The organism is Ralstonia chuxiongensis, assembly GCF_024158925.1.
Classification (GTDB): domain Bacteria; phylum Pseudomonadota; class Gammaproteobacteria; order Burkholderiales; family Burkholderiaceae; genus Ralstonia; species Ralstonia chuxiongensis.
The window spans coordinates 177,834-204,181 of the sequence record NZ_JAMYWC010000006.1; the positions used below are offsets into that span (position 1 = coordinate 177,834).

At 65.7% G+C, this 26,348-nt stretch carries 21 protein-coding genes; 8 read left to right on the forward strand and 13 right to left on the reverse strand.

All coding sequences use genetic code 11. The features are described from left to right. The first annotated feature begins 4 nt into the window (after positions 1–4). The 3 genes from NKG59_RS20440 to NKG59_RS20450 are packed head-to-tail and all read left to right on the forward strand — an operon-like array spanning position 5 to position 5,971. The gene (locus NKG59_RS20440; RefSeq protein WP_045205701.1) at positions 5–3,211 is read left to right on the forward strand and encodes an efflux RND transporter permease subunit; all 3,207 of its coding nucleotides are present in this window, start codon (positions 5–7) and stop codon (positions 3,209–3,211) included. After that, positions 3,204–4,529 carry an efflux RND transporter periplasmic adaptor subunit gene (locus NKG59_RS20445; RefSeq protein WP_045205700.1) on the forward strand — a complete coding sequence of 442 codons (1,326 nt, stop codon included), beginning with the start codon at positions 3,204–3,206 and terminating at the stop codon, positions 4,527–4,529. The genes NKG59_RS20440 and NKG59_RS20445 overlap by 8 nt, the downstream gene beginning before the upstream one ends. Further along, on the forward strand, positions 4,526–5,971 hold the full coding sequence (locus tag NKG59_RS20450) for an efflux transporter outer membrane subunit (protein ID WP_253540598.1): 1,446 nt from the start codon (positions 4,526–4,528) through the stop codon (positions 5,969–5,971). The genes NKG59_RS20445 and NKG59_RS20450 overlap by 4 nt, the downstream gene beginning before the upstream one ends. Positions 5,972–5,974: 3 nt before the next feature. Here the strand turns inward: NKG59_RS20450 and NKG59_RS20455 are convergent, their stop codons facing one another. Then, positions 5,975–6,904, reverse strand: a complete 930-nt coding sequence (locus NKG59_RS20455; protein WP_253540601.1) for a hypothetical protein — start codon at positions 6,902–6,904, stop codon at positions 5,975–5,977. 573 nt (positions 6,905–7,477) lie between these two features. Then, complete coding sequence (locus NKG59_RS20460; RefSeq protein ID WP_045205697.1) at positions 7,478–8,131, reverse strand: helix-turn-helix domain-containing protein; 654 nt, start codon at positions 8,129–8,131, stop codon at positions 7,478–7,480. Between the two features lie 94 nt (positions 8,132–8,225). On the opposite strand from NKG59_RS20460, the gene NKG59_RS20465 reads away from it, so the two are divergent. From NKG59_RS20465 to NKG59_RS20480, 4 genes are read left to right on the forward strand one after another with little or no spacing between them, the layout of a single operon-like run. Continuing rightward, the gene (locus NKG59_RS20465; protein WP_045205696.1) at positions 8,226–9,518 is read left to right on the forward strand and encodes an MFS transporter; all 1,293 of its coding nucleotides are present in this window, start codon (positions 8,226–8,228) and stop codon (positions 9,516–9,518) included. An 11-nt stretch (positions 9,519–9,529) separates the two neighbouring features. Further along, entirely contained in the window at positions 9,530–11,053 is a 1,524-nt protein-coding gene (locus NKG59_RS20470) for an amidase (protein ID WP_253540604.1), read from the forward strand. Positions 11,054–11,074: 21 nt separating this feature from the next. Further along, complete coding sequence (locus tag NKG59_RS20475; RefSeq protein WP_253540608.1) at positions 11,075–11,431, forward strand: RidA family protein; 357 nt, start codon at positions 11,075–11,077, stop codon at positions 11,429–11,431. Between the two features lie 13 nt (positions 11,432–11,444). Beyond that, positions 11,445–12,698, forward strand: coding sequence for an NAD(P)/FAD-dependent oxidoreductase (locus tag NKG59_RS20480; protein WP_253540611.1), 1,254 nt, complete (start codon positions 11,445–11,447; stop codon positions 12,696–12,698). Here NKG59_RS20480 and NKG59_RS20485 read toward each other — a convergent pair. From NKG59_RS20485 to NKG59_RS20505, 5 genes are read right to left on the reverse strand one after another with little or no spacing between them, the layout of a single operon-like run. After that, positions 12,695–14,176, reverse strand: a complete 1,482-nt coding sequence (locus NKG59_RS20485) for an NAD-dependent succinate-semialdehyde dehydrogenase (protein WP_253540614.1) — start codon at positions 14,174–14,176, stop codon at positions 12,695–12,697. The genes NKG59_RS20480 and NKG59_RS20485 overlap by 4 nt on opposite strands. Before the next feature lie 20 nt (positions 14,177–14,196). Next, positions 14,197–15,282 (reverse strand): tartrate dehydrogenase, encoded by a 1,086-nt coding sequence (locus NKG59_RS20490; protein WP_253540616.1) that lies wholly within the window; start codon positions 15,280–15,282, stop codon positions 14,197–14,199. A 29-nt stretch (positions 15,283–15,311) separates the two neighbouring features. Then, positions 15,312–16,115 carry a 4-hydroxy-2-oxoheptanedioate aldolase gene (gene hpaI, locus NKG59_RS20495; protein WP_301288210.1) on the reverse strand — a complete coding sequence of 268 codons (804 nt, stop codon included), beginning with the start codon at positions 16,113–16,115 and terminating at the stop codon, positions 15,312–15,314. After that, positions 16,084–17,421, reverse strand: coding sequence for an MFS transporter (locus NKG59_RS20500; protein WP_253540619.1), 1,338 nt, complete (start codon positions 17,419–17,421; stop codon positions 16,084–16,086). The genes hpaI and NKG59_RS20500 overlap by 32 nt, the downstream gene beginning before the upstream one ends. Before the next feature lie 50 nt (positions 17,422–17,471). Further along, complete coding sequence (locus NKG59_RS20505) at positions 17,472–19,019, reverse strand: UxaA family hydrolase (RefSeq protein ID WP_253540623.1); 1,548 nt, start codon at positions 19,017–19,019, stop codon at positions 17,472–17,474. A 162-nt stretch (positions 19,020–19,181) separates the two neighbouring features. Between NKG59_RS20505 and NKG59_RS20510 the strand changes: the two genes are divergently transcribed. After that, positions 19,182–20,234 (forward strand): LacI family DNA-binding transcriptional regulator, encoded by a 1,053-nt coding sequence (locus NKG59_RS20510; RefSeq protein ID WP_253540626.1) that lies wholly within the window; start codon positions 19,182–19,184, stop codon positions 20,232–20,234. A 3-nt stretch (positions 20,235–20,237) separates the two neighbouring features. On the opposite strand, the gene NKG59_RS20515 is transcribed toward NKG59_RS20510, so the two are convergent. Genes NKG59_RS20515 through NKG59_RS20540 form a run of 6 tightly spaced genes read right to left on the reverse strand, consistent with a single transcriptional unit; the run spans position 20,238 to position 26,294 of the window. Then, positions 20,238–21,716: a M81 family metallopeptidase gene (locus NKG59_RS20515; protein ID WP_253540629.1), complete on the reverse strand. Its 1,479-nt coding sequence runs from the start codon at positions 21,714–21,716 to the stop codon at positions 20,238–20,240. 19 nt (positions 21,717–21,735) lie between these two features. Next, entirely contained in the window at positions 21,736–22,998 is a 1,263-nt protein-coding gene (locus NKG59_RS20520) for a Zn-dependent hydrolase (protein ID WP_420804038.1), read from the reverse strand. Then, positions 22,995–23,705: an ABC transporter ATP-binding protein gene (locus tag NKG59_RS20525; protein ID WP_253540632.1), complete on the reverse strand. Its 711-nt coding sequence runs from the start codon at positions 23,703–23,705 to the stop codon at positions 22,995–22,997. The genes NKG59_RS20520 and NKG59_RS20525 overlap by 4 nt, the downstream gene beginning before the upstream one ends. After that, positions 23,702–24,472 carry an ABC transporter ATP-binding protein gene (locus tag NKG59_RS20530; protein ID WP_045205684.1) on the reverse strand — a complete coding sequence of 257 codons (771 nt, stop codon included), beginning with the start codon at positions 24,470–24,472 and terminating at the stop codon, positions 23,702–23,704. Before NKG59_RS20530 ends, NKG59_RS20525 begins: the two co-directional genes overlap by 4 nt. Further along, positions 24,469–25,437: a branched-chain amino acid ABC transporter permease gene (locus tag NKG59_RS20535; protein ID WP_253540978.1), complete on the reverse strand. Its 969-nt coding sequence runs from the start codon at positions 25,435–25,437 to the stop codon at positions 24,469–24,471. Before NKG59_RS20535 ends, NKG59_RS20530 begins: the two co-directional genes overlap by 4 nt. Then, on the reverse strand, positions 25,437–26,294 hold the full coding sequence (locus NKG59_RS20540) for a branched-chain amino acid ABC transporter permease (RefSeq protein WP_253540634.1): 858 nt from the start codon (positions 26,292–26,294) through the stop codon (positions 25,437–25,439). Before NKG59_RS20540 ends, NKG59_RS20535 begins: the two co-directional genes overlap by 1 nt. Positions 26,295–26,348: the final 54 nt, after the last annotated feature.

The window sequence follows — 26,348 nt, forward strand, 5'->3', positions numbered from 1 at the left end:
CTCCATGTGGATTGTCCAACTCGCGCTGCGAAGGCCGCTGACGTTCATCGTCCTCGCCCTGCTGATCCTGCTGGCGACGCCGTTTACGCTCATGCGTACGCCCACGGACATCTTTCCGGAAATCGACATTCCGGTCGTCAGCATCATCTGGAACTACAACGGCCTGCCTGCCAAGGAGATGGCCGACCGCATCGTGTCAGTCACGGAGCGCAGCCTGACGACCACCGTCAACGACATCGAGCACATCGAATCGCAATCGTTGAACGGCATCTCGATCGTCAAGGTGTTCTTCCAGCCGACGGCCAACATCCAGACCGCGCTGGCGCAGATCGTTTCAGTGTCGCAAGCACAGGTGCGGCAGTTGCCACCGGGGACGACTCCGCCGCTGATCATCAAGTATTCGGCGTCGAGCATTCCGATCCTGCAGCTGGGCCTGTCGAGCAACACGCTGTCGGAACAGGAACTCAATGATGCGGCGCTGAACTTCCTGCGCCCGCGCCTGATTACGGTGCCCGGCATCGCCGTGCCGTTCCCGTATGGTGGCAAGAGCCGGCAGATCACGGTCGATCTCGACACGCAGAAGCTCCTGGCGCAGGGCCTGACCCCCGTGGACATCGTCAACGCGGTGGGCGCGCAGAACCTCATCCTGCCGGCCGGCACGCAAAAGATCGACGCCACCGAATACGGCGTCACGCTCAACGGCACGCCCGGCAGCATCGCCGCGCTCAACGCGATTCCGGTCAAGACCAGCAACGGCGCGACGCTGTACCTGGGCGACGTGGCCCATGTGCGCGACGGTTTCTCGCCGCAGACCAACGTGGTGCGCCAGGACGGCCAGCGCGGTGTGCTGCTGTCCATCCTGAAGAACGGCGGTGCATCGACGCTGGATATCGTCAGCAACATCTACAAGCTGCTGCCCACCGCCGCGGCGGCGCTTCCGCAAGACATCAAGATCACGCCGCTGTTCGACCAGTCGCTGTTCGTGAAAGCGGCCATTGAAGGCGTGATTCGCGAGGCGCTCATCGCCGCGTGCCTGACGGCCGCCATGATCCTGCTGTTCCTCGGCAACTGGCGCAGCACGGCCATCATTGCGGTGTCGATTCCGCTGTCGATCCTGTCGTCGATCATCGTGCTGCATCTGCTGGGCGAGACCATCAACCTGATGACCCTCGGCGGCCTGGCGCTCGCGGTCGGGATTCTGGTGGACGATGCCACCGTCACCATCGAGAACATCGAGCGCCACCTGCACGAGGGCAAGGAGCCCATCACAGCCATCCTGGACGGCGCGGCCGAGATTGCAGTGCCGGCCTTCGTGTCGACCCTGTGTATCTGCATCGTGTTCGTGCCGATGTTCTTCCTCACAGGCGTGGCGCGCTACCTGTTCGTGCCGATGGCCGAAGCAGTGATCTTCGCGATGCTGGCGTCGTATGTGCTGTCGCGCACGCTGGTGCCGACGCTGGTGATGATGCTCATGACCGGGCACACGCAAGACGCCAAGAAAGCCGACGCAAAACCGAGCACGTTCGGCCGCATCTACCGGGCGTTCAACACGCAGTTCGAGCACATGCGCGGCAACTACGCCGCCATCCTCGGTGGGTTGCTGGAGCGCCGCCGCGTGTTTGCACTCTCGTTCCTGGGCTTCTGCGTGGCGTCGTGCGCGCTGTTCCTGGTGCTCGGCCGCGATTTCTTCCCCGATGTGGATGCGGGCCAGATTCGCCTGCACATGCGGGCACCATCGGGCATGCGCATTGAAGAGACAGCGCGCCTGGCCGACGAGGTGGAAACGGCCATCCGCGAGATCATTCCCAAGAAAGAGCTGTCGACCATCCTCGACAACCTGGGCGTGCCCAACTCCGGTATCAACCTGTCGTACAGCAACGCGGGCACCATCGGCACGCTCGACGGCGAAATCCTGATCGCCCTGCACGAAGGCGAGCGCAAACCCAGCGCCGAATACATCCGCCGCCTGCGCGAAGAACTGCCGAAACGGTTCCCGGGCGTGGAATTCGCCTTCCAGCCTGCGGACATCGTCAGCCAGATTCTGAACTTCGGCCTGCCGTCGGCCATCGACGTGCAGTTCTCGGGCGCCGACGTGGCCACCAACAAGCAGCTCGCGGGCATGCTGGCCAACCGCATCAAGCAGATTCCAGGCGCGGTGGATACACATGTGCACCAGCGCTTCGACCAGCCCACGCTGGCCTTGAACATGGACCGCACTCGCATCCAGCAGGTGGGCCTGGAAGGGCGCGACGTGGCGCAGAACCTGCTGGTGTCGCTCAGCTCGAGCTTCCAGACCTCGCCCACGTTCTGGTTGAACCCGATTAACGGCGTGGTGTACCAGGTTGCCGTCACAAGCCCGCAATACCGCGTCGACTCCCTTGACGCGCTGCTGCGCACGCCGGTGGCGGGCTCGCGCGGTGGCACCGCACAGGCGGGCGGCCCGCAACTGCTGGGCAATCTTGTGCAGGTAAGCCCTGCCGTGCAACCGCAGGTCGTCTCGCATTTCAACATCACGCCTGTGGTGGACGTCTACGCCTCGGTTCAGGGGCGCGATCTGGGCGCTGTCGCCAAGGAAGTGCAGAAGGCCGTTGACGACATCCGCCCCAAACTGCCGCGCGGCGCGCAGGTGACGATTCGCGGCCAGGTGCAGACGATGGAATCGTCGTTCCTCGGCCTGGGCGTGGGGCTGGTGATGGCGATCGTGCTGGTGTACCTGCTGATCGTCGTGAACTTCCAGTCGTGGATCGACCCGCTCATTATCGTGACGGCCCTGCCGGCGGCGCTTGCGGGCATCGCCTGGATGCTGTTCGTGACGGGGACCACGCTGTCGGTGCCCTCACTCACGGGCGCGATCATGACGATGGGCGTGGCGACGGCCAACTCGATTCTGTTGATCTCGTTTGCGCGTGAGCGATTGGCCGAAGGCATTGCGCCTGTGCAGGCGGCGCTGGAAGCGGGTGCCACGCGCCTGCGCCCGGTGCTGATGACGGCCCTGGCGATGATCATCGGCATGGTGCCCATGGCATTGGGCCTGGGCGAAGGCGCAGAACAGAACGCGCCGCTTGGGCGCGCGGTGATCGGCGGTCTGCTGTTTGCGACCGTCTCGACCCTCTTCTTTGTTCCGGTGGTGTTTGCCAGCGTGCACAACAGATTGCAGCGGCGCGCCGCCCGGCGTAGTCACGATTTGCGGGGAAGCGAAGGACATGTCTGAACAAACATCCGGTGCCCATTCGGGGCCGCATTCTGGGCCGCATTCAGGGCACCTCGCAGGCGGCCCGCCGCACCACGTCGTCACGGTTGACCCGATCGAACAGGTCGACCGCGGCCCCGCCATGCGCCGCGCACGCTGGGTCGTGATTGCCGTGGTGGTGGTGCTGGCGCTGAGCGCTGCGCGCACGCTGGTCGGCCGCTATTACAACGCGCATGCGCTGGAGCGGCAGGTGAACGCGCAGACCAGCCGCTACGTCACCACCATCGCCCCCAAACCGGCCCACACCAATCGCGAACTGACGCTGCCAGGCACGCTGCAGGGCTACGTTGAATCGCCCATCTATGCGCGCACCAGCGGTTACGTGCTGCGGTGGTTCAAAGACATCGGTGCGCACGTCGACAAGGGCGAAGTGCTGGCGCTGCTCGACACGCCGGAAGTGGACCAGGAACTGAACCAGGCGCAGGCCACGCGCAACCAGGCCGCCGCACGCAAGGCACTGGCGCAGACCTCGCTCACGCGCTGGCAGAACCTGCGCCAGAAAGACGCCGTCTCGCAACAGGAACTGGACGAGCGCACCAGCGCCGCCAACCAGGCCCAGGCCGACCTGGCTGCCGCAGAAGCCAACGTGCGCCGCCTGCAGGAACTGCAAGGCTTCCGCCGCGTGGTGGCCCCGTTTGCGGGCGTGGTGACCAAGCGCAATGTCGATGTCGGCGCGTTGGTCAACGCCGGCAACGCGGGCGCCAACCGCGAGCTGTTTACGCTTGCGCAGACCGATCCGCTGCGCATCTACCTCTATGTGCCGCAGGCGTATTCGCAACAGGTGAAGGTCGGGCAGGACGTGGCCGTGACGCTAGCAGAGCTGCCGGGCCAGACCTTCCACGGCACCATCGCGCGCGCCTCCGGCGCCATCGACGCCACCACGCGCACCATGCAGGTGGAAGTGCAGCTGCCCAACAAGGACGGGCGGCTGCTGCCCGGCGCCTATGTGCAGGTCGCCATCAAGGGCAAAACCACCGGCGACGAAGCCAGCGCCAGCGCGAAGCCAGATGCACAGGTTGCGTTCACGGTGCCCACCAACACGCTGCTCTTCCGCAAGGAGGGCCCGCGCATCGCCGTGGCAGAAAACGGCCACGTCGACCTGCGCCCCGTCACCATCGGACGCGACTACGGCCGCACGGTAGAAATCATCTCCGGCCTGAAGGCGACGGACGCGCTGATCCTCAACCCGGCCGATTCCATCGAGCAGGGCGAAGCGGTCACCATCGTCACGCCGGCCCCGGCATCAGCGCCCGCGGCTTCCGCGCCGCACGCATCATGACCCGGTTGCGCACCACCACGCTGGCGGCATCGATGATCGCCGCGCTGGCCGGTTGCTCCCTCGCGCCGACCTACGAGCGCCCGGCCATGGACGTGCCCGCGCACTGGCAGACCGAAGCGCCCTGGCGCGCCGCGCAACCCGCAGACGCCGCGCCCAAAGGGCCGTGGTGGCAGCGCTTCAACGATCCGCAGCTCGACAGGCTCATTACGCAGGCGCTGGCGCACAACCAATCGCTCAAGGTCGCGTTGTCGAACCTGGAGCAGGCGCAGGCTCAAACTCGTGTGGCCCGCGCAAGCCTGCTGCCCACCATCACAGCCACCAACAACGACACGCGTACGCGCACGTCGTCGGAACGGCCGCTCTCGTCGTACACGAGCCCAACGATGTCAACGGTGCAGAGCGATTTCGTCCTGCGCGCCGACGCGAGCTATGAAGCCGATCTGTTCGGCCGCGTGCGCAACACCGTCGCCAACGCCGCCGCCAGTGAAGAGCAGGCCGGCGCCAATTTCGAGAACTTCCGCCTGCTGCTTGCCGCGCAGGTCGCCACCACCTGGTACAACCTGCGCGAGACCGATGCGGAAATCGCCGTGGTGCAGGAAGGTCTGGCGCTGCAGCGCAAGGCGCTCGATTTTGTTACCTCGCGGCACCAGGACGGCGTGGCGTCGGGGCTCGATCTGGCGCAGCAACAGGCGCTGGTGGACAGCACCGCCACGCAGGCCGAACTGCTGACCAAGCAACGCGCGCAGTACGAACACGCGCTGGCTACGCTGGTCGGTACACCGGCCCCGGCCTTCCATCTCGACCCCGCGCCACTTGCAGGCACGGCGCCGCAGATTCCGGTGGCGCTGCCCTCCGACGTGATCGAACGCCGCCCGGACGTGGCAGCGGCTGAACGGGGCGCTGCTGCCGCCAACGCGCAGGTGGGCGTGGCACGCGCGGCATTCTTCCCGAGCGTGATGCTCAACGGCGGCGCCGGTTGGGAAAGCCGCGATCTGGCGCTGTTGTTTTCTGCGCCCACGCTGCTGTGGTCGTTCGGCACGCAGATCGCCCAGACGGTGTTTGACGCCGGCCGCACGCGGGCGCGTGTGGACTTTGCCAACGCGGCCTACCAGGGCGCGATCGCCAACTACCGGCAGACGGTGCTGGGCGCGTTGCAGGAAGTGGAAGATGGCCTTGCCGGGCTGCAATCGCTGGACCGTGCGGCAAACCAGGCGCGCCATGCCGTGGAAAGCGCCCGCAAGGTCTACGACATTGCGAGCGTGCGCTACGAGGGCGGGCTCGCAACCTCGTTGGACGTGATCACCGCGCAGCAATCGCTGTTGAACAACCAGCGCACGGCGGTGCAGATTCTTGGCCAGCAGATGACGACGAGCGTGTTCCTCGTCAAGGCGGTGGGCGGCGACTGGAACCAAGCCGCAGCCGCGCCGACGGCGACGCGGTAGATGTCAGGCAACGCGGCGCAGAAAACCCGCGCCAACAAAGAGGCCACCCAGCCAGCTCAGCGTGAGCGCCGCGGCAACGAGCAGGTCAAGCAGATCGGTGCCGTCGCCGGGCACGCGCAGCGCCAGCGCAATCACCGCGGCCATCAGCACGCCCGCGGCCAGCAGGCTTACCAGCAGCGCGCCAAGCCCGGTCGACAACGTGCGCACGACCGGCGGATGCACATGCGCCGGCGGACACAGCTCTGACATGCGCGCACGCACATAGGCCGCCGTGCGGGTGCCGTCGGTGGCGTCGGCGTGATGCCGCATCACGTGCATCCAGGTTCGGGTGTCCAGCACCCCGGAACTCAGTTCTTGTGCAACGCGCCGCAAGGCCGCGCGTTCGCGAGCGTGGTCGGTGGCGTCAGAGGGCGTTTCATTGGGGGCGGGCTTGTCGAACACGGCCGGTGCCGCAGCAGGATCGGTCAGCCGCACCTCATGCCGATAGGTCACGCGCACGCGGCGCGAAAACCAGATGTACGCTGCCGAGCCGATGAGCAGCAGCGCCTCCGCTGCCAGCAGCAGCGTGATTGGCATGCGCCCTGCCGTACCGCCGGAGGCTTGTGTCGTCCACGCATGAATGCCGCCGCTCATGGCCAGCGTGGCCAGCAGCTGGAGTAGGCCGTATCCGAGCCACACCATCGGAAACCAGCGCACACGCAGGAAGGCCAGGGTGACGAGCCCCAGCGGAAAGACGAGCCCCGCCAGCGCCGGCGCCGCCCGGGCTGGCCCACCGTTTGCCTCGCCGAGCGTGAGCATCATGCCCATCGCCAGCACGATCGCCAGCGCCGGCAGCGTGTTCAGCCACAGCAGTGTCACGAGCCAGCCGCGCACGCCGTACAGGCGATGCGCCCGTGCGCGCGCCGCCGAAATTGCCATCCAACTCTCTTGCATGAAGCTCCCCGACCGGGTCTGCCATGCGTCGCATGTGGCGCAGCATGACTTCTGAATTTTCGCGATTGTGTCATTGGGGCAAGTCAGTTGCCCCCCTCCAAAGTGGGGACAGCGGCACATTGTTGCCAATGTCTTGCCACATCCAATGCTGGCAAGGCTTTGCGGGTGATTAGTTGTTCTTAATTCAGATATTGATAATGCTGAGTGTTGTATTGGCGCCTGTGCGCCAGCGCTCCAGCACCGCGAAGCCCTGCAAGTCCGCTCCGCATACCGGGCCGAACCATTTGCATGTCGTGTGGGCAACGCTGAGCCTTGCGCTCGCTGGTCTGGTCAGCCAGCGCACGCGCCGCTGATATCTTCGGTATCAAAGATCGCGGCACCGTGCAGGCAGGCAAGTTTTCCGATCTGGGTCACCTTCGACCCCGCCACTTACGCCGACCGCGCGAGCTATGAACAGCCGGGGCTGCCGCCCGTGGGCGTGCGCTGGGTGCTGGTCAATGGCACGGTGGTGGTGGCCGACGGCAAGGCTGTGCCGGACGTTCTGGCGGGGCGGGCCCTACGCAAGTCAGCCGCTCAGATCACGTCGCCAAGTTCGCGCACATCGGTGCCGGTACAGCACGCGAGTATCTCGGCGTCTTCCTTGCTGACGGACAGATAGACATGCCCGACTGCGCTGTCGAAGTACAGGCTGTCGCCGGGTGCCAGGCGGAAGGCGTCGCCGTTTTCGAAGCGCAGTTCGATCTCGCCGCCCAGCACGAAGACGAATTCTTCGCCGGGGTGGCGGATGTAATCGGGAAAGTCGTCGACCGAGCGTGCGCGGATGTGTGCGCGCATCGGCAACATGCGTTTGCCGGTCAGCGCGTCGGCCAGCATGCCGTATTCGTAATTCGGCGTGTCATAGATGACCTGGCCGCCCGAGGGCGTGAAGGTCGGACGTAATGGTCCGGCATCCGGCGTGCGGCGCCGGCCGAGCAGTTGCTCGAACTCCAGTCCCAATGCCCGCGCCAGGCCGGCAAACTTTTCATACGTCAGCGCAATGTCGCCGCGCTCGGCCTTGGAGATGGTGGACAACGCCACGCCAGAGCGCTCCGACAGCTCTTGCAGCGTCAGCCCGCGCGCCTTGCGTGCCTCGCGAATGCGCGCGCCAACTTCTTGGTGATTGAGCTGCGCCGGTGCCTCGTCAATGGATGGATGGGCCTGGATAGCCGCTTTTGCGCTGGATGCCACGCACGTCTCCGGGTTTTCTCGTATACGAGAATTTGATTTTTCTCGTATACGATAACTCAAACCCTCCCCAGCCTCCAACCTAGGAGAGCAGCCCGTGTCGACACTCGCCCTCGACAGCCGCCCCGCGCTGTCACGCACGCAAGTCATTGCCGCCACCACCATCGGCACAGCGCTGGAGTTCTACGACTTCACGATCTACAGCTATTTCGCCATCCAGATCGGGCAACTGTTCTTTCCATCGGCGTCGCCGGTGAACCAGTTCCTCCTGTCGATCGGGGTGTTTGGCGTGGGCTTTGTGGTGCGGCCGCTGGGCGGCGTCATCATCGGTGCCTATGCCGACCGCGTCGGCCGCAAGAAGGCGATGGTGCTGACCATCATGATGATGGCGCTGTCGTGCGCGCTCATCGCCACGGCACCTACGTACGCCACGGCGGGCATCTTCGCGCCGATGATCGTGCTGGCCGCGCGGCTGATGCAGGGCTTTGCAGCAGGCGGCGAATTCGGGCCGGGCACCACGCTGCTGGTCGAATACGCCAGCGACCGCACGCGGGCGTTCTTTGCGAGCTGGAACTTTGCGGCAACCGCACTGGGGCTCGCGCTGGGCGCGGCGGTCGCCACGCTTATCAACGTGACGCTCTCCAAAGAGGCGGTGCTCGCCTGGGGCTGGCGGCTGCCATTCCTGCTGGGCATTTTTGCCGCGCCAGCCGGCATGCTGATCCGCCGCCGGCTGGAAGAAACGCTCGACCGCCGCGATGCGGCGCCCGGCCACGTCAAACCGCAGGGCGCGCTCAAGGCCGCACTGACCACGCATCTGAAGCTGACCATTCTCGGCACCTTTGCGGAGCTGGGCGGCTCGGTGTCGGTGTACATCACCGCGTTCTTCCTGCCGAGCCACGCGGTGCGCACGCTGCATATGTCGCCCACGGCAGCGGTGGCTTCCGGCGTGGTCAGCTCGCTCGTGCTGTTTGTGGCCGCACCGATTGCCGGGCGCCTGGCCGATCGCTACACCCGCAAGCGCTTGCTGGTCACCTCGCGCATCATCATGCTGCTGGCGGTGTACCCGGCGTTTGCCTTCCTGGGCGCGCATCCAACGCCGCTGGCGCTGTATGCGGTATCCGCATTGCTGGCGGTGTTCGTAGCCGCGCAGATCGTGCCCGTGCTGGTGATGATCCCGGAGCTGTTTCCCAAGCATGTGCGCGCCACCGGCATTGCACTCACGTATGTGGTGAGCGCATCGTTCTTCGGCGGGTTCTCGCCGTTCATCGCGAGCTGGCTGGTGGAGCGCACGGGCAACCCGCTGGCGCCGGCATGGTATGTGGCCGCAGCATGCCTGGTGTCACTGGTGCCGGTGATCTGGCTGCGGGACCGCACGGGCGAAGCGCTTTAAAGGGAATGTTCATGTCGCACTACGACACACTCGTCAGCCGTTCTGCAGTGGAACTGCGCCGGCTGATCGGCGCCAAGGAAATCTCGCCCGTCGAGTTGCTCGACGCCTGCATCGAGCGGATCGAAGCCATCAACCCAGCCGTGAATGCCGTCACGGCAACGTGCTACAGCCAGGCCCGCGACGACGCCCGCGCGGCCGAGCGTGCGGTGCTCAATGGCGAACCGCTCGGCCTGCTGCACGGCCTGCCGCTGGGCGTGAAGGATCTGGAAGACACCGCCGGCCTGCTCACCACGTACGGCTCGCCCACCGCGCGCAGCAATGTGCCGACGCAGGATGTGTTGCTCGTCGAGCGCTTGCGCGCTGCGGGCGCCGTGCTGGTGGCAAAGACCAACGTGCCGGAGTTCGGTGCTGGCGCCAACACGCGCAACCCTGTGTGGGGCGCGACAGGCAACCCGTTCAACCCGATGCTGAATGCGGGCGGTTCGTCCGGCGGTGCGGCAGCCGCGCTGGCGTGCGACATGCTGCCCGTCTGCACAGGCTCCGACACCGGCGGCTCGCTGCGCATTCCAGCATCCAAATGCGGTGTGGTCGGCTTTCGGCCATCGCCAGGGCTGGTGCCGAACTCGCGCAAGAAACTCGGCTGGACGCCCATTTCGGTGGTCGGCCCCATGGGGCGCACAGTGGCTGAAGCCTGCCTGCAACTGGCCGCCACGGCGGGCCTGTCGGCAAGCGATCCGCTCAGCTTTCACGTCGATCCACTGAGCTTTGCCACGCCCGCGCCCATCGACCTGTCCTCGCTGCGCGTCGGCTGGACGGAAGACTTCGGCTGCTGCGATGTCGATGCCAGCATCCGCGCGGTCTTCCGCGAGCGCATTGCCGCCATCGCGCCGATATTCCAATCGTGCGAACCCGTGCAGTTCGACCTGGGCGAGGTGCATCGCAGCTTTGACGTGATCCGCGCAGAGAGCTTTGTGGCCGGCCTCCACGACGCCTACACGCGCGATCCGGCCTCGATCGGCCCGAACTCACGCGCCAACTACGAGCTGGGCGCCGCCATGACGCTCGCTGACTGCGCGTGGGCCCAGGCGGAGCAAACACGCATCCTCAAGCGCTTCCAGGCGGCCTTCGGCCAGTACGACGTGATCCTGTCGCCGACGACGCCGGTATCGCCGTTTCCGTGGAGCGAGCTGTATGCCACGCACATCGACGGCCGCGCGCAGGAGAACTATTACCGCTGGCTGGCGCTGACGTACGTCGTCACGCTGACCACGCACCCGGCGATCTCATTGCCATGCGGTGTTGACCACGCGGGCATGCCGTTCGGCTTGCAGATCGTCGGGCCCTTCCACGGCGACCGCAAGACGCTTGCCGTGGCGCACGCGCTTGAGCAGGCTTTCGACGCGTCTGCTACGCTGCGGCGGCCGCGCCCGGACCTCGCCAAGCTCACGCAGCCGACGCCGGCACTTCAATCCATCATCACCGCGCCGCCGGTGTTCGATGCCGCCACGAGCGGCATGGGCACCTCGGCCGTCTGAACCTACAACGACCTCCTCGACATGACCGATATCCAACGCCTCCACACCAACGCCCGCATGAGCCAGATCGTGATCGCCGACGGCATCGTGCATCTGGCCGGGCAAGTGCCCGACGTCGATTTCAAGTCGGTGACGGAGCAGACCAACAACATCCTCGAGCGCATCGACGCCCTGCTGGCCGAAGCCGGCGTGGACAAGACGCGACTGATTTCCGCCAACATCTGGCTGACCGACGCCAAATACTTTGCCGAGCTGAACGCCGCATGGGAAGCCTGGGTGCCGGCCGGCCACGCACCCACGCGCGCCTGCGTGCAGTCAGGTCTGATGCGCCCAGGCATTGACGTCGAGATCGCCGTCACGGCGTTGGCCAAGGGTTAAGGAGCCGGTCGACATGCGCTTTGACACCCTTGTGCTGGGCGCCGGCATTGTCGGCGTATCGGTGGCGGTGCATCTGCAGAAACGCGGGCGCGCCGTCGCGCTTGTGGATCGCCGTGCACCGGGCTTTGAGACGTCGTTCGGCAATGCCGGGCTGATCCAGCGCGAGGGTGTGTATCCGTATGCGTTCCCGCGCGACCTCTCGACGCTGTTGCGTTATGCGAGCAATACGTCGGCGGACGTGCATTACCACCCCGGCGATCTGCCCCGGCTGCTGCCGTTTCTGTGGCAGTACTGGCGCAACTCGCACCCCACGCGGCACGCGGCGATTGCACGTGCGTATGCACCGCTCATCGCGCACAGCGTGAGTGAGCACCGCGCGCTGGCCGAAGCCGCCGGCGCCACAGGGCTGATCCGCCCCAGCGGCTGGATCAAGGTCTTCCGCAACGCGGCCACGCAGGACAAGGAAACGCGCAACGTCGAGCGCTGGCAACGCGAGTACGGCGTCGCATTTGAAGCGCTCGACCCTGCGCGCCTGCGCAGCGTTGAACCGCATCTGGACACATCGCTGCTGGGCGGCCTGCGCTATACGGAAGCGGATTCCGTGAGCGACCCCAACGCGCTGGTAACCGCCTATGCAAAGTACTTTGAGCAAATCGGCGGCCGCCTGTTTGAAGCGGATGCCAACACGCTCACGCCCAACGCACCGTGGCTGCTGCAAACCAAAGTAGGCGAGCTGCGCGCCGACAACGTCGTCATCGCCATGGGCCCCTGGGCGGACGTCATCACCTCACGCCTGGGCTACAGCCTGCCGCTGGCCGTCAAGCGCGGGTACCACATGCACTACGCGCCCGCGCAAGGTGCGCAGTTGAACCATCCCGTGCTCGATGCCGACGGCGGGTACGTGCTGGCACCGATGGCGCGCGGCATCCGGCTGACCACCGGCGCAGAACTCGCGCACCGCGATGCTCCCAAGACGCCCGTACAACTCAACGCCGTCGAGCCCGTCGCCCGCAAGCTCTTTCCGCTCGCAGAACGGGTGGATGCGGAACCGTGGATGGGCGCCCGCCCCTGCACGCCCGACATGTTGCCGATCATCGGGCCGGCGCCGCACCACGCAAACATGTGGTTCGCGTTTGGCCATGCACACCACGGCCTGACGTTGGGGCCGATTACCGGGCGATTAATTGCAGAAATGATGACGGGCGAGACATCCACCGTGGATGTTCGCCCGTTCCGTGCGCAACGCTTCTGGGATTCAGCGCGCTAGCTCAACCCGCCCTGGCACAGGTATTTGATCGACAGATAATCGTCGAGCCCGTACTTGGAGCCCTCGCGGCCGTAGCCCGATTCCTTCACGCCACCAAAGGGCGCTGCTTCGCTGGCAAGCGCGCCTTCGTTGATGCCGACGATGCCCGCTTCCAGCGCGCGTGATACACGCTCAATGCGGCGGATGTCTTGCGTGTAGAAGTACGAAGCCAGCCCGAACGGCGTGTCGTTGGCGGCCTGCACGGCTTCGGCCTCATCGACGAAGCGGAACAGCGGCGCAACGGGGCCGAACGTTTCTTCGCCGCACAGGGCCATGCCGCTGTTGGCGTCGGCCAGCACGGTGGGCGCATAGAAGTGTTCGCCAACTTCCGGCAAGCGCTTGCCACCGGCCAGTACGCGTGCACCGTTAGCAACGGCGTCCTGCACGTGGCGTTCGATCTTGTCGACGGCGCGAGCGTTGATCATCGGGCCGATCTGCGCATCCGGATCGGTGGCGGGTGCGACTTTCAGCGCGGAAACCCGCTCGGCGAGCATGGCGCCGAAGCGCTCATACACGCCAGCCTGCACGTAGACGCGATTCGGGCACACGCAGGTCTGGCCGCCGTTGCGGAACTTGGCCGCCAGCAAACCCGTGATGGCCGCATCGAGGTCCGCATCGTCAAACACGATGAACGGCGCGTTGCCGCCCAGCTCCAGCGACAGCTTCTTCAGCGTGCCGGCAGATTCACGCGCCAGATACTTGCCCACCGGCGTCGAGCCCGTGAAGGTGATCTTGCGCACGCGGCTGTCTTGCAGCCAACCGGCCACGGCCTCGATGCCGCGCTCACGCGAGGCCGAGATCATGTTCAGCACGCCCGGCGGCAGCCCCGCTTCCTGCGCAAGCTGCGCGAGTGCCAGCGCCGTGAGCGGCGTGTCTTCCGCCGGCTTGGCGACAACGGTACAGCCCGCCGCTAGCGCCGGCGCGATCTTGCGCGCAATCATCGCCAGCGGGAAATTCCACGGCGTGATGGCCGCCACGATACCGACGGGCTCCTTGACGGCGCTCATGCGCTTGCCGCGCTGCTGCTGCGGAATCAGATCGCCGTAGATGCGCGTGGCCTCATCGGCAAACCAGGCGACGTACGAGGCGCCGTACATGACCTCGCCGCGCCCTTCGGCAAACGGCTTGCCCTGCTCCAAAGAAATCAGCCGCCCCAGTGCATCGGCATTGGCGACGATGGCCGCGTGCCAGCGGCGCAAGATGGCAGCGCGCTCGGCAGGCAGCGTGTCGCGCCATGCGGGAAAGGCGCGTGCTGCCGCGTCGGTGGCGGCACGCGCATCAGCAGCGCTGCTGTCAGGCACGTTGGCGATAAGGCTGCCGGTGGCGGGGTCCGTCACGGCAAAGCGCGCGCCGTCGGTGCCGTCCACCCACTGGCCGTCGATCAGGTTGTCGGTGCGCACGAGCCCCGTCTGGCGGAGTTGGTCGAAGCTGAAAGCCATCGTCGATTCCTTCAAGCCGCTCAACCGAGGTGCGCGGCAATCGCCTCGCCCAGCTGCGTGGTGTTGGCCGTGCCGCCCAGATCCGGTGTGCGCGGGCCTTCCTTCAACACGACTTCGATGGCCGCGACGATAGCGTCGTGCGCGGCGCGCCCTTCGCCCTGGCCTTCGGTCAGGAAATCCAGCATCAGCGCCGCCGACCAGATCATCGCGATCGGGTTGGCGATGTTCTTGCCATAGATGTCCGGCGCCGAGCCGTGCACCGGCTCGAACAGCGACGGGAACGTGCGATCGGGATTCAGGTTGGCGGAAGGTGCCAAGCCGATCGTGCCGGTGGTGGCGGGGCCAAGATCGGACAGGATGTCGCCGAACAGGTTGGTGGCGGCCACCACATCAAAGCGACCCGGCTGCAGCACGAAGCGCGCGGTCAGGATGTCGATGTGCTGTTTGTCCAGCGTGACATCGGGGTAGCTTTGCGCGACTTCATCCGCGCGCTTGTCCCACCACGGCATGCTGATGGCGATGCCGTTGCTCTTGGTGGCAAGCGTCACGTGCTTGCGCTCGCGGCTCTGTGCGAGGTCGAAGGCGAACTTCAGCAGCCGCTCCGCGCCCTTGCGCGAGTAGACCGATTCCTGGATCACGATCTCGCGGTCGGTGCCTTCGTACATGATGCCGCCGAGCGACGTGTATTCGCCTTCGGTGTTCTCGCGCACGACGTAGTAATCAATGTCACCGGGCTTGCGGTTGGCCAGCGGGCACGGTACGCCTTCAAACAGGCGCACCGGGCGCAGGTTGATGTACTGATCGAACTCGCGGCGGAACTTGAGCAGCGAGCCCCACAGCGAAACGTGATCGGGCACCGTGGCCGGCCAGCCGACCGCGCCGAACAGGATGGCGTCCATGCCCTGCAGTTGCTGCTTCCAGTCGTCCGGCATCATCGTGCCGTGCTGCTGGTAGTAATCACAACTGGCCCAGTCGATGTGCTGGGTTTCGAGGCTGATACCGAAGCGGCGCGCGGCGGCTTCGAGCACGCGCAGGCCTTCGGGCATCACTTCGCGGCCGATGCCGTCGCCGGGGATCACGGCGATCCGGTAAGTCTTGCGGGTCATGTCAGATCCGGTAAGAAGAGGAAGAAGAATCAGGCACCTTGCGGCGCGATGAACTCACGGGCGAGCTTGCGGGCGCCGTTGGCGAACATCAGGATATCAACACCGGTGGCGACGAAGGTGCAGCCCAGCTCCAGATAGTGACGTGCAAGCGCCGCATCGGACGTCAACGTGCCAGCGGCCTTGCCCGACGCAACAATCGTGCGCACGGCGTTGTCGATGGCAGCCTGCACATCCGGGTGGCCTGCATTGCCACGGTGGCCCATCGACGCTGCCAGATCCGCCGGGCCGATAAACACGCCGTCCACGCCATCCACATCGCAGATGGCTTCAAGGTTTTGCAGCGCGGTAACGGTCTCCGCCTGGACGAGCAGGCAGGCTTCTTCATCGGCAATCTGCAGGTAATCCGTGCGGGCGCTCCAACGCGATGCGCGGCCCACTGCGCTGCCCACGCCGCGAATGCCGTGCGGGGGATAGCGCACCGCACGCACCAGTTCGCGCGCCTCTTCCGCCGTGTCGACCATCGGCACGAGCAGCGTGCGCGCGCCAATGTCGAGCAGGCGCTTGATGAGCGACGGATCGCCGTTGTACGGGCGCACGATGGGCTCGGCGCGGTACGGCGCCACGGCCTGCAGTTGCGCGAGGATCGTGCGCACGTCGTTCGGGGCGTGCTCGCTGTCGATCAGCAGCCAGTCGAAGCCGGCGGTGGCGCTCACCTCCGCCAGGTACGGATCGCTCATTGCCAGCCAGAAGCCGATCTGGCGTTGCTTGGCGGCCAGCGCGGCCTTGAAACTGTTCGGGCGGTTAAGCGCGGGCGTTTGCATTGCGTTGGTCATGCGAAGGGCGTGTTTCAGAAGTGGGCTCGAAGCTGATGGGTTCCACCTTGCCGAGCAGGAAGAGGTAATTCAGGATCGCCAGGCCGATCAGCGCGGCAGAAAACACCAGCGCCGGAATGAACGAGCCCGTGGCACCCACGATGGCACCCGTGACGATCGGGCCAACCACGCCGCCCATGTTCGACACGCTGTTCTGCAGGCCAGCGACCATCGACACGTTGTTGCCAGGTGCCACGTCCGCCGGCAATGCCCACACCTGCGACGCTGCCACGGTCGTGCCCGACTTGGCGATGCACAGCAGGATCACCGCCACCACGGCCGATTGCGCGAACGCGGCCAGCCCGATGCTCGAAGCCATCACCAGCCCGACCACGAGGAAGAGCTTGCGCGTGGCCGTGAGCGAGAGCTTGCCCGACGCATACACGCGGTCCGACGCCCAGCCTGCAAACACCTCAACAAACATCGACACGAACAGCGGCAGCGACGCCATGAAGCCCATCTCCATCAGGCCCATGCCGCGTTCCTTGACGAGGTACGTCGGCAGCCACGTGATGAAGAAGTACGAGTTGTAGTTGATCATGAAGAAGCCGATGCACATCGCCCAGATGTTCCGGTGCGTGAGCAGCTTCGTCCAGGGCACCTTGGGTTCATCCTTGCGGGCTGGCGGCAGGCCGCGCTGGATGTGGGCCAGCTCGGCGGCGTTCACGCCCTTGTGCGTTTCGGGCGTTTCCTTGAACACCGCCCACCACACCACCGCCCACACGATGCCCAGTGCGCCCGTTACCGCAAAGGTGATCTTCCAATCGAACATCACCAACAGCCAGGCAATGAGCGGCAAGGCGACAGCGCTACCCAGCTTGGAGCCGCTATCGAAAATGGCCGCCACCGTGGCACGTTCCTGCTTGGGGAACCAGCGCCCCGTGATGCCCGCGCTGCTCGGATACGCACCTGCCTCGCCAATGCCCAGCGCCACACGCAAGCCCACCAGCGACTTGAAGCCGTTTGCCAAGCCCGTCAACGCCGTCGCAACGGACCACCACAGCACCGCAAACCCGAGCACCTTCTTCTGCCCGAAACGATCGGCCAGAATGCCCGCCGGCAACTGCAGCAGCGCATACGACCAGAAGAACGCGGACATGACGACGCCCAATTCCACCGCACTCAGGTGGAACTCTTTCTGGATGTGCGGCGCGGCGGCCGACAGCACAGTACGGTCGATGTAGTTGATGGCAATCGCCGCCCACATGAGGCCGGCGACAACCCAGCGCACTTTGGAACGCGGGCCGCCTTGTGACGTGTCCTGCATGGTTTGTCTCCTGTTTTGTAATAGGTGATGCGTGCCTTCGAGTCGAGGCGCTAACTCACGATGCCCATGTGCCAGGGCACGAATTCATGGTCTCCAAGGCCGAGCAGTTCGCTCTTGGTGCGCTCGCCCGAGGCGGTGCGCAGGATGTGCTCGAAGATGTCCTGGCCCATTTCTTCCACCGAACGTTCGCCGTCGAGAATGCGGCCGCAGTTGATGTCCATGTCTTCTTCAAGCCGGCGGAACATGGGCGTGTTGCTGGCGAGCTTGATCGTCGGTGCGGGCTTGGAGCCGAACATCGAGCCGCGCCCCGTGGTGAAGCAGATCAGGTTGGCGCCGCTGGCAATCTGGCCCGTCACGGCAACGGGGTCGTAGCCGGGGGAATCCATGAAGACGAAGCCCGCGCGGTCGATGGGCTCGGCGTATTCGTACACGGCCTGCAGCGGCGTGGTACCGCCCTTCATGGCCGAGCCGAGTGATTTTTCGAAGATGTTGGCCAGACCGCCCTGCTGGTTGCCGGGGCCAACTACGCCGTTGAACTGGCCGTTGTGGCCGCGCGTGTAGTTCTCCCACCAGGCGAGCCGATCGAGCAGCTTCTGGCCGACTTCCGGCGACACCGCACGGCGCGTGAGCATGGTTTCCACACCGTGGATCTCCGGCGTTTCCGACAGGATGGCCGTGCCGCCGTGGCGCACCAGCAGATCCATCGCGGCACCCAGCGCCGGGTTGGCGGTAATGCCCGAGAAACCATCGGAGCCGCCGCACTCCAGGCCGATCTTGATATGGCTGGCCGATACCGGGCGGCGAACGATGTCGTTGGCCGCCGGCAGCATCTTCTGGATGGCGGCGATGCCGGCCTCGATGGTGGCGCGCGTGCCGCCGGTGTCTTGCATCACGAGCGTGTGCATCAGCTTGCCTGTTTCCAGCCCTTGGCTGGCCATCAAGTCCGCCACCTGGTTGCGCTCGCAGCCCAGGCCGACGATCAGCACACCCGCCAGATTCGGATGCCGCGCATAGCCCGCCAGCGTGCGGCGCAGCACATCGAAATGCTCCGATGGCGACGACATTCCGCAACCGCTCGTCTGCGCAAATGCCACCACGCCATCCACATTGGGAAACGGCGCCAGGCGCTCCGGCGTGAACCACGCCGCAATGTTCTTGATAACGGTGGACGAGCAGTTGACCGACGCGAGGATGCCGATGAAGTTGCGTGTGGCTACACGGCCGTCGGGGCGGACGATGCCATTGAACGTTGCGCGCTGTGCCTCCGGGATGTAATCGACCGGGCGCACATCCAGGCCAAAGCCGGGCTCGCGTGCGTAATCGATCAGCTCGACGTTGTGCGTGTGAACGTGCTCGCCCGCTTCGATATCGCGCGCTGCCCGGCCAATGATCGTGTCGTACTTACGAATGGCTTCGCCCTGCGCGATCCGCCGCGCGGCGATCTTATGGCCGGCCGGCACCTGCGCGCGCAGGCGCACCGCGGTGCCGTTGATCGACAGGTTCGCCCCAAGCGACAGCCCTTCGCGCGCAATCAGCACGTTGTCTGCCGCGTTCAACTGAATCAGCGGCCCAGCGTACGCTGGGGTTGCCTGCAACATCCTTTGCTCCTCCGGGCTGTCTTCTGGTGCAGCCGTCGTCTATCGTCAGTTTTATGTTACCGGTTTATGTAACCGGTAACATTTGCGCAATCGTAGTCGGGTTTTGCGATAATTGCTAGCCCCTTCGTTCCCCTGTGTTTCCCTAATCGGCCTCTCGATCACGTGACCAAGTCCCCCGCCGTGTCCTTCTTAGAAACCGCGCCCGCCGCCGGACGCCGTGCGCGCAAGAACACCGGGCGCGTCACATTGAGCGACCTTGCCAAGCTGGTGGGCGTGACCAAGGTGACGGTATCGCGCGCGCTGAACACGCCAGAGCTGGTGTCAAGCGACACGCTGGAACGCGTGCGCGAAGCGGTGCGGCAGACGGGCTATACGCCGGACCTGGTGGCCGGATCACTGGCGTCCAACCGCAGCCGGTTGATCGTCGCGCTCATCCCCACGATTGCGGGCAGCGTGTTCCAGGAAACGGTGGCCGCACTCACCACGGAACTTGCGGCGGCGGGCTATCAACTGCTCATCGGCCAGAGCGGCTACGACGAATCACGCGAAGATGCGCTGCTCGATGCCATTGTCGGACGGCGACCTGCGGGCATCGTGCTGACCGGCGTGGTGCACTCAGCCAACGTGCGGCAAAAGCTGCAGGCCGCCGGCGTGCCGGTGGTGGAAACGTGGGACATCACGCGCAACCCGCTGGACATGCTGGTGGGGTTCTCGCACCAGAAGGTGGGGCAAGCGGCGGCGCGCTATCTGAAGCAGCGCGGCGCAAAGCACCCCGCCGTGATCACGCCGAGCGACCGCCGGGCGCAGGCACGCGCGCAAGCCTTCGTGAAGGCGTTCGGCCCGGATGTCGACATTCCCGTGATTGCCGCTGAATCCCCCGCCAACCTGGGGGACGGCCGGCGTGCGCTAGGCGAATTGCTCGCGCAGCATCCGGACACCGACGCCATCTTCTGCGGCGCCGACATCCTCGCGCTCGGGGTGTTGATGGAAGCGGAACATCGCGGCGTTGCCGTGCCCGGGCGACTGCGCGTGATCGGCTACGGCGACCAGGTGTTCGCCAAGGACACCACGCCTGCCCTCACCACAATCCGCATCGACGGCACGGGCATCGGCAAGCTGGCGGCAACGTTGCTCATCGATCGTATCGAGCACGGCGACGAAGAACGCCGCACGGTCGACGTGGGCTTCACCCTCGTTGAGCGCGACAGCGCGTAGCGCTCAGGCAGTCGCCGCTTCTGCATCGAGCGGAAACACGGGCCGCTGCACCTTCGCAAACGGAAAGCGCGCGTAATCCGAACTCGTTACGCCGCCGCCGTCACACTCCACCACGGCTTTTGCGATGGGCACGAACACGGGCCGGCAATACATGCGCGACTTCAGCAGCACGAAGCGCGCGGCATGCGGATCCACACCGATGTGCGTGAAGATGCCGAGGTCCCAATGCTCCTGCGGCGTCTCGGTGACGACCACCTGCGCCGCGCCAATGTCCAGCAGCGCCGTGCGCCCCATGCGGATGCGTTGCCCGGTATAGGTCGGCCCCGTGATCGTGTATTCACCGTCGCTGATGGCGGCGACCTTGCCCGTCAGCGCGCGCGGCACCGGGTAGATACCCAGTTGCGCAAGCGGCACCTTGTCGCCCACCGGCAGCGTGACGGTGGCGCCCACGCCTGCCTCGATCATCGCAGCGACGGCTTCCGGGTCGCACACAGGCCCGACGGCGATGCCGCTCAAGCCTTGCCGCAACGCTTCGTGCAGGACGTGCATGTCATCGCACGTGCCGCCGGACATGCAGTTGTCGCCATGGTCGAGCAGCAGCACGGGGCCGCTGCCCGGCGTGGCTGCCAACTTGGCTGCGCGCGCGATCGATTCGGTCAGCGGTTCAGAGCGGTAGACAAACCCCTCGCGGTCGGCCCAGATGGCATCAGCAATGCGTTGCGCCACAGCTTCCGCAGCGTGCTTGTCGCCATTGCCGACCACCACGATGGAAAGGCATGGCGCGGCAATGTCCGCCAGCCCGAATCCGGCCAGGATCGACACGGCCAGCATGCCGTCGTTCTCCGCCTGCTTGGCCAACGCCACGGCGCGGTGCATTGCACCTTCATCGGTGCGGCTACGCAGCGTGTGCGTGACCAGCGGCAAGCGGCGCCACGCGAGCACGGGGTTCGCGCGGCCGGCCAGCTTGTCGAACAGCAGGCGGCCCGCGTGCTCGCCGGTTTCGTACATGTCGACGTGCGGATACGTCTTGAAGCTGACCGCGATGTCGGCCAAGTCAATGAACTGCTGCGTGAGATTGCCGTGCAAGTCGAGTGCGACAGCAATCGGCACATCGGGCACGACCGCGCGCAAGCGATCGAGTAAGTCGCCCTCGCCGTCGTCGCTGTTCTCAGCGACCATCGCGCCGTGCAGATCGAGCAGCAGCGCATCGCACCCGGGCGCAGCCGCGACGATGGCGTCGCACAACGTGGTGTACGCCTGCGCTGCCACGCGCCCGCTGGGGTTCGCACCGGCAACGACAGGCACGACGATCTCTGCGCCGGCCGCCTCGGCCAGATCAATGAACGCACCGGCCGCTGTGCGCGTGCCCTTGGCGGCGCGATAAGCGTCATCGCCGTAGTGCGGATGGAACGATGCCAACGGCGTCGGCACCGGCGAGAACGTATTGGTCTCGTGATTGAAGCGAGCGATCAGGATGCGCATGAGCGGTCGGGTGATGGTGTCAAACGCGGCCGGCGGCTTGCAGCATCGCGTGCAGCAGCACGTTGCAGCCGGCTTCCAGATGTTCGGAGCGAGCGTCTTCGATCTCGTTGTGGCTGATGCCGTCCTTGCACGGCACGAAGATCATCGCGGTGGGAGCCACACGGGCAAGGTAGACCGCGTCATGGCCTGCGCCGCTGATCACATCCATCTCCGACAAGCCTAGCTGGCGAGCGCCGCTGCGCACTGCGTTCACGAGCGTCGCGTCGAACGGCTGCGGCGGGAAGTAGACGACCTGGCGCAATGCGATGTCGATGCCGCTACGTGCGGCCAACGCCGCCACGGCGTCATGGAGTGCGGCGTCCATGTCGGACAGCATCGCATCGTCGGCGGCACGAAAATCGATCGTCATCGATACGCGGCCCGGAATCACGTTGCGCGAATCCGGATGTACGCTCAGGCAGCCCACCGTGGCGCGCGCATGCGGGGGGCGCTCCAGCGCGATGCGGTTGGCAATGCCGACCAGCTCCGCCGCCGGCAGCAACGCATCGCGGCGCAGCTCCATCGGCGTGGGACCTGCGTGCGCTTCCATACCGGTCAAGACCACGTCGTACCAGCGTTGGCCCAGCGCGCCGGTCACCACGCCAATCGTCGTGGAATGCGCTTCGAGCACCGGCCCTTGCTCGATATGCGCTTCGAAGTAGGCACCGACCTGCCTGCCGCCAACCGGCTCGGCGCCCGCGTAGCCGATGCTGCGCAGCGCCTCGCCCACGGCCACGCCATCGCGGTCCTGCGCGGCCAGCACGGCGTCCAGCGCAAACTCGCCGATGAACGCGCCAGAGCCCATCATCACCGGCACGAAACGCGAACCCTCTTCGTTGGTCCACACGGCCACTTCAATGGGCGCTTCGGTTTGAATGCCCGCGTCGTTGAGCGTGCGCACGACTTCGATGCCGGCAAACACGCCGTAGTTGCCGTCGAACTTGCCGCCGGTCGGCTGCGTGTCGATGTGGCTACCCGTCATGACCGGCGGCAGCGCATTGTTGCGCCCCGGGCGGCGTGCGAACAGATTGCCGATGGCATCGACGTGCACGGTGCACCCGACAGCCTTTGCCTGCGCGACAAAGAAGTCACGCCCCTGGCGGTCGAGATCCGTCAGCGCCAGGCGCCGCACGCCACCTTTGGGCGTCGCGCCAATGCTGGCCTGCTGCATGAGCGTGTCCCACAGGCGCGCGCCGTTGATACGAAGTTGAGTCTCTGTCGTCATCATTTCTCGCGAGTTCATGCGGCCAGGCCGACGCCAAGGTAACGGTCCTTGATAGCGTCGTCGGCGCGGAAGGCTTCGTTGCTGCCGGTGTAGACCACGCGGCCCTGTTCAATGATCACGTGCCGGTCGGCCAGCTGCGTGCAGACCTCCAGGTTCTGCTCGACCAGCAGGATGGACACGCCCGCCTGCTTGATCATCTTCAACTGCGCGACGATCTCTTCGACGATGACGGGCGCCAAGCCCTCCACCGGCTCGTCCAACATCAGCAGGCGCGGGTGGTTCATCAGCGCGCGGCCAATGGCCAGCATTTGCTGCTCGCCACCGGAGAGGTTGGCGCCACCGTTGCGCCTCCGCTCGTGCAGGCGCGGGAAGATGCGGTAGATGTCGGCCAGTTGCCACGGAGAATCGCGCCGCGCGCCGAGCTTCAAGTTCTCTTCCACCGTCAGCAGCTTGAAGATGCCGCGATGCTCGGGCACGAGACACAAACCCTGCGCGGCAATGCGATGCGCCGGTTGTCCGGCAATGTCCTTGCCCCGAAAGCGCACATGCCCATGCGGTGCCACCACGCCGGCAATCGCCTTGAGCGTGGTCGACTTGCCCGCGCCATTGCGGCCGAGCAGCGTCACCAATTCGCCCTCGCCCACCGAGAGCGCCACGCCCTGCAGCACGTGGCTCTTGCCGTAATAACCGTGGAGGTCTGCAACGTCGAGGATCGTCGTCGTCATTTCTTGCCTCCCGTGATCATGTTGCCGAGATACGCGGCACGCACGCGTGGGTCCGCTCGCACAGCATCGGGCGTGCCTTCCATCAGTACCTTGCCCTGCTGCATGACGGTGATCGTGTCGGAGATGTCCATGACGATGTCCATGTTGTGCTCGATCAGCACGACGGTATGGTCCTGCGCCAGGCCGCGAATGAGCGCCTTCATGGCGGGCAAATCGTCTACGCCCATGCCGGAGGTGGGTTCGTCGAGGAAGATCGCGCGCGGGTTGGCGGCCAGTGCCATGCCCACCTCCAGCCGGCGCTGCTGGCCATGCGAGAGCGCGGCAGCCGGCGTGTCGGCCAGGCGTGGCAATTCAAGCCGATCAAGCACGCGGTCGACCGTATCGGTGCACGCCAGATCGCCCTGCGGCAGGCGCCAGCCGTGCATGGCACGACGCGGCGTCGTGCCCAGCGTCGCGAGGCGCAGGTTCTCGCGCACAGAAAGACTCGGGAACAGGCTCGTCACCTGGAACGAACGCGCGATGCCGCGCTGCACACGCTGGAAGTCTGCCTCGCGCGTCACGTCGTGGCCATCGAAGACGATGGTGCCGCTGGTGATCATGCGTGTGCCTGTGAGCATGTGGAACAGCGTGGTCTTGCCAGCGCCGTTCGGGCCGATGACGGAGTGCACCGTGCCTGGCATCACACGTAAATCGACGCCGCCCAGCGCAGTGAACTTGCCGTATTGCTTGACGATGCCGGTGGCTTGGAGGATGGGCGTGGTGGTCATGCGCTTTCCTCCTGCACCGCCGGTGCGTTACGCGGTGCGCGCATGCGTTGCCACAGCTTCTGTCCGAGCCCGAACAGCCCGCGCTGCATGAACAGGCTCACCGCAATCAGCAGGAAGCCGAGCAACATGAGCCAGCGCGGCCACAGGCTTGAGAGCCAGTCCGACAGCAGTACGTAGAACGCCGCACCCAACACCGAGGCGAACACGTTGCCCGTGCCGCCGATGACGGTCATCACCAGGATCATCTCGCTGACGTGGTAATCGATATTGGCCAGCGGCGCGATGCCCGTGAGCATGGCGTGCAGCGCGCCGGCCAGGCCCGTGACGGCGCCCGAGATGACGAAGGCCAGCAGCTTGAACGCGCGCACGTTGTAGCCAACGGCAAGCGCGCGTTCTTCGTTGTCGCGAATCGCCAGCAGCGTGCGGCCGAACACCGATTCCGTCACACGTTGCACGAGGAAGAACACAACAAGGAACAGCACCGCCACGAACGCATAGAACGCCCAGGGTGAACCGGCAAACGCCGGACGTGGGATGTCGAGCAGGCCGTTATCGCCGCCCGTGAGCGAGGGCGTGGTGTAGGCCAGGAAGTAGAACATCTGCGAGAAGGCCAGCGTGAGCATGACGAAGTACGTGCCGCGCTGGCGGATGGCAAACCACCCAACCACCGCCGCCACGATCGCACCGACCACAACGGCCAGAACAATCGCCACGGGCATCGGGAGCGCCAGTTGCGTGAGGCCGACGCCCACGGCATAACTGCCCAGCCCGAAGAAGATGCCCTGCCCGAACGACAGCAGCCCCGTGTAGCCGAGGAGCAGGTTGCAGGCCATGACGGCCATCGCGTAGACGAGCACTTCGGTGGCCAACGTGCCGGACGTCAGCACCAGCGGCAGCAACAGGGTCACGCCCAGCGCCAGCCACCAGAAGCGGTAGCGCGAAAGTCCATGGAATGCGGCTTGCATCATCCCCTCCCCAGCAGGCCGTGCGGGCGCAGCAGCAGCACGGCCGCCATCGCCACGTAAATCATCAGCCGCGCGCCCTCGGGCCACAGCGTGCTCATCAGGCTCTGCACGATGCCCACCAGCAGCCCGCCGACCAGCGCCCCCGCAAAGCTGCCCATGCCGCCCACCACCACGACAACGAACGCGATGCCCAGCGCCTCCACCCCCATGAACGGCTCCGCACCGCGAATGGGCGCAGCCAGCACACCCGCCATCGCGGCCGTGCCTGCACCGAGCGCAAACATCACGCTGAAGAGTCGGAACACGTTGATGCCGAGCAGCGACACCATCTCGGTCGATTCGCTGCCCGCGCGCACCGCACTGCCCAGCCGCGTACCTTCCAGCAGCCACCACAGCCCGAGCGCCAGCACGGCGGTAAAACCGATCACGAACAGGCGGTATTTCGGGTAGACGAAATCGCCCCACATCACCACGCCCTGCAGCGCATCGGGCGCAGGCACATCTACGCCCAGCGGCCCCCAGGCCACGATGATGAGTTCCTGCACGACCAGCGCCAGACCCACCGTGACGACGATGTGGAATTCGTGCGCCTGCGCATACACATGGCGCAGCAGCACCTTCTCCGTCACCCAGGCAAGCGCGCCGATGACGATGGGCGCGAGCACGAGCGCCAGCCAGAAATTCATGCCCATCTGCAGGGCCTGAAAGCAGAGATACGCACCGAGCGCATAGAACGCGCCGTGGGCGAAATTGACGAAGCGCAACAGCCCGAAGATGATCGACAGCCCCACCGCCAGCAGGAAGTAGAGCATGCCGATCCCCATGCCGTTGACGACCTGGAGCAGGTAGACGTTCATTGCGTTGACCGAAATGGCACTCAGAAAGACAAGCACCCGCGCTTCAGTGGCCGA

Excerpts from the sequence above, each read along its gene's own strand:
- NKG59_RS20480 (WP_253540611.1), top strand. The coding sequence starts at position 11,445 with ATGCGCTTTGACACCCTTGTGCTGGGCGCCGGCATTGTCGGCGTATCG.
- NKG59_RS20470 (WP_253540604.1), top strand. The coding sequence starts at position 9,530 with ATGTCGCACTACGACACACTCGTCAGCCGTTCTGCAGTGGAACTGCGC.
- NKG59_RS20440 (WP_045205701.1), top strand. The coding sequence starts at position 5 with ATGTGGATTGTCCAACTCGCGCTGCGAAGGCCGCTGACGTTCATCGTC.
- NKG59_RS20445 (WP_045205700.1), top strand. The coding sequence starts at position 3,204 with ATGTCTGAACAAACATCCGGTGCCCATTCGGGGCCGCATTCTGGGCCG.
- NKG59_RS20450 (WP_253540598.1), top strand. The coding sequence starts at position 4,526 with ATGACCCGGTTGCGCACCACCACGCTGGCGGCATCGATGATCGCCGCG.
- NKG59_RS20505 (WP_253540623.1), bottom strand. The coding sequence starts at position 19,019 with ATGTTGCAGGCAACCCCAGCGTACGCTGGGCCGCTGATTCAGTTGAAC.
- hpaI (WP_301288210.1), bottom strand. The coding sequence starts at position 16,115 with ATGACCAACGCAATGCAAACGCCCGCGCTTAACCGCCCGAACAGTTTC.
- NKG59_RS20500 (WP_253540619.1), bottom strand. The coding sequence starts at position 17,421 with ATGCAGGACACGTCACAAGGCGGCCCGCGTTCCAAAGTGCGCTGGGTT.
- NKG59_RS20455 (WP_253540601.1), bottom strand. The coding sequence starts at position 6,904 with ATGCAAGAGAGTTGGATGGCAATTTCGGCGGCGCGCGCACGGGCGCAT.
- NKG59_RS20525 (WP_253540632.1), bottom strand. The coding sequence starts at position 23,705 with ATGACGACGACGATCCTCGACGTTGCAGACCTCCACGGTTATTACGGC.
- NKG59_RS20540 (WP_253540634.1), bottom strand. The coding sequence starts at position 26,294 with ATGAACGTCTACCTGCTCCAGGTCGTCAACGGCATGGGGATCGGCATG.
- NKG59_RS20520 (WP_420804038.1), bottom strand. The coding sequence starts at position 22,998 with ATGAACTCGCGAGAAATGATGACGACAGAGACTCAACTTCGTATCAAC.
- NKG59_RS20475 (WP_253540608.1), top strand. The coding sequence starts at position 11,075 with ATGACCGATATCCAACGCCTCCACACCAACGCCCGCATGAGCCAGATC.
- NKG59_RS20535 (WP_253540978.1), bottom strand. The coding sequence starts at position 25,437 with ATGCAAGCCGCATTCCATGGACTTTCGCGCTACCGCTTCTGGTGGCTG.
- NKG59_RS20515 (WP_253540629.1), bottom strand. The coding sequence starts at position 21,716 with ATGCGCATCCTGATCGCTCGCTTCAATCACGAGACCAATACGTTCTCG.
- NKG59_RS20490 (WP_253540616.1), bottom strand. The coding sequence starts at position 15,282 with ATGACCCGCAAGACTTACCGGATCGCCGTGATCCCCGGCGACGGCATC.
- NKG59_RS20530 (WP_045205684.1), bottom strand. The coding sequence starts at position 24,472 with ATGACCACCACGCCCATCCTCCAAGCCACCGGCATCGTCAAGCAATAC.
- NKG59_RS20485 (WP_253540614.1), bottom strand. The coding sequence starts at position 14,176 with ATGGCTTTCAGCTTCGACCAACTCCGCCAGACGGGGCTCGTGCGCACC.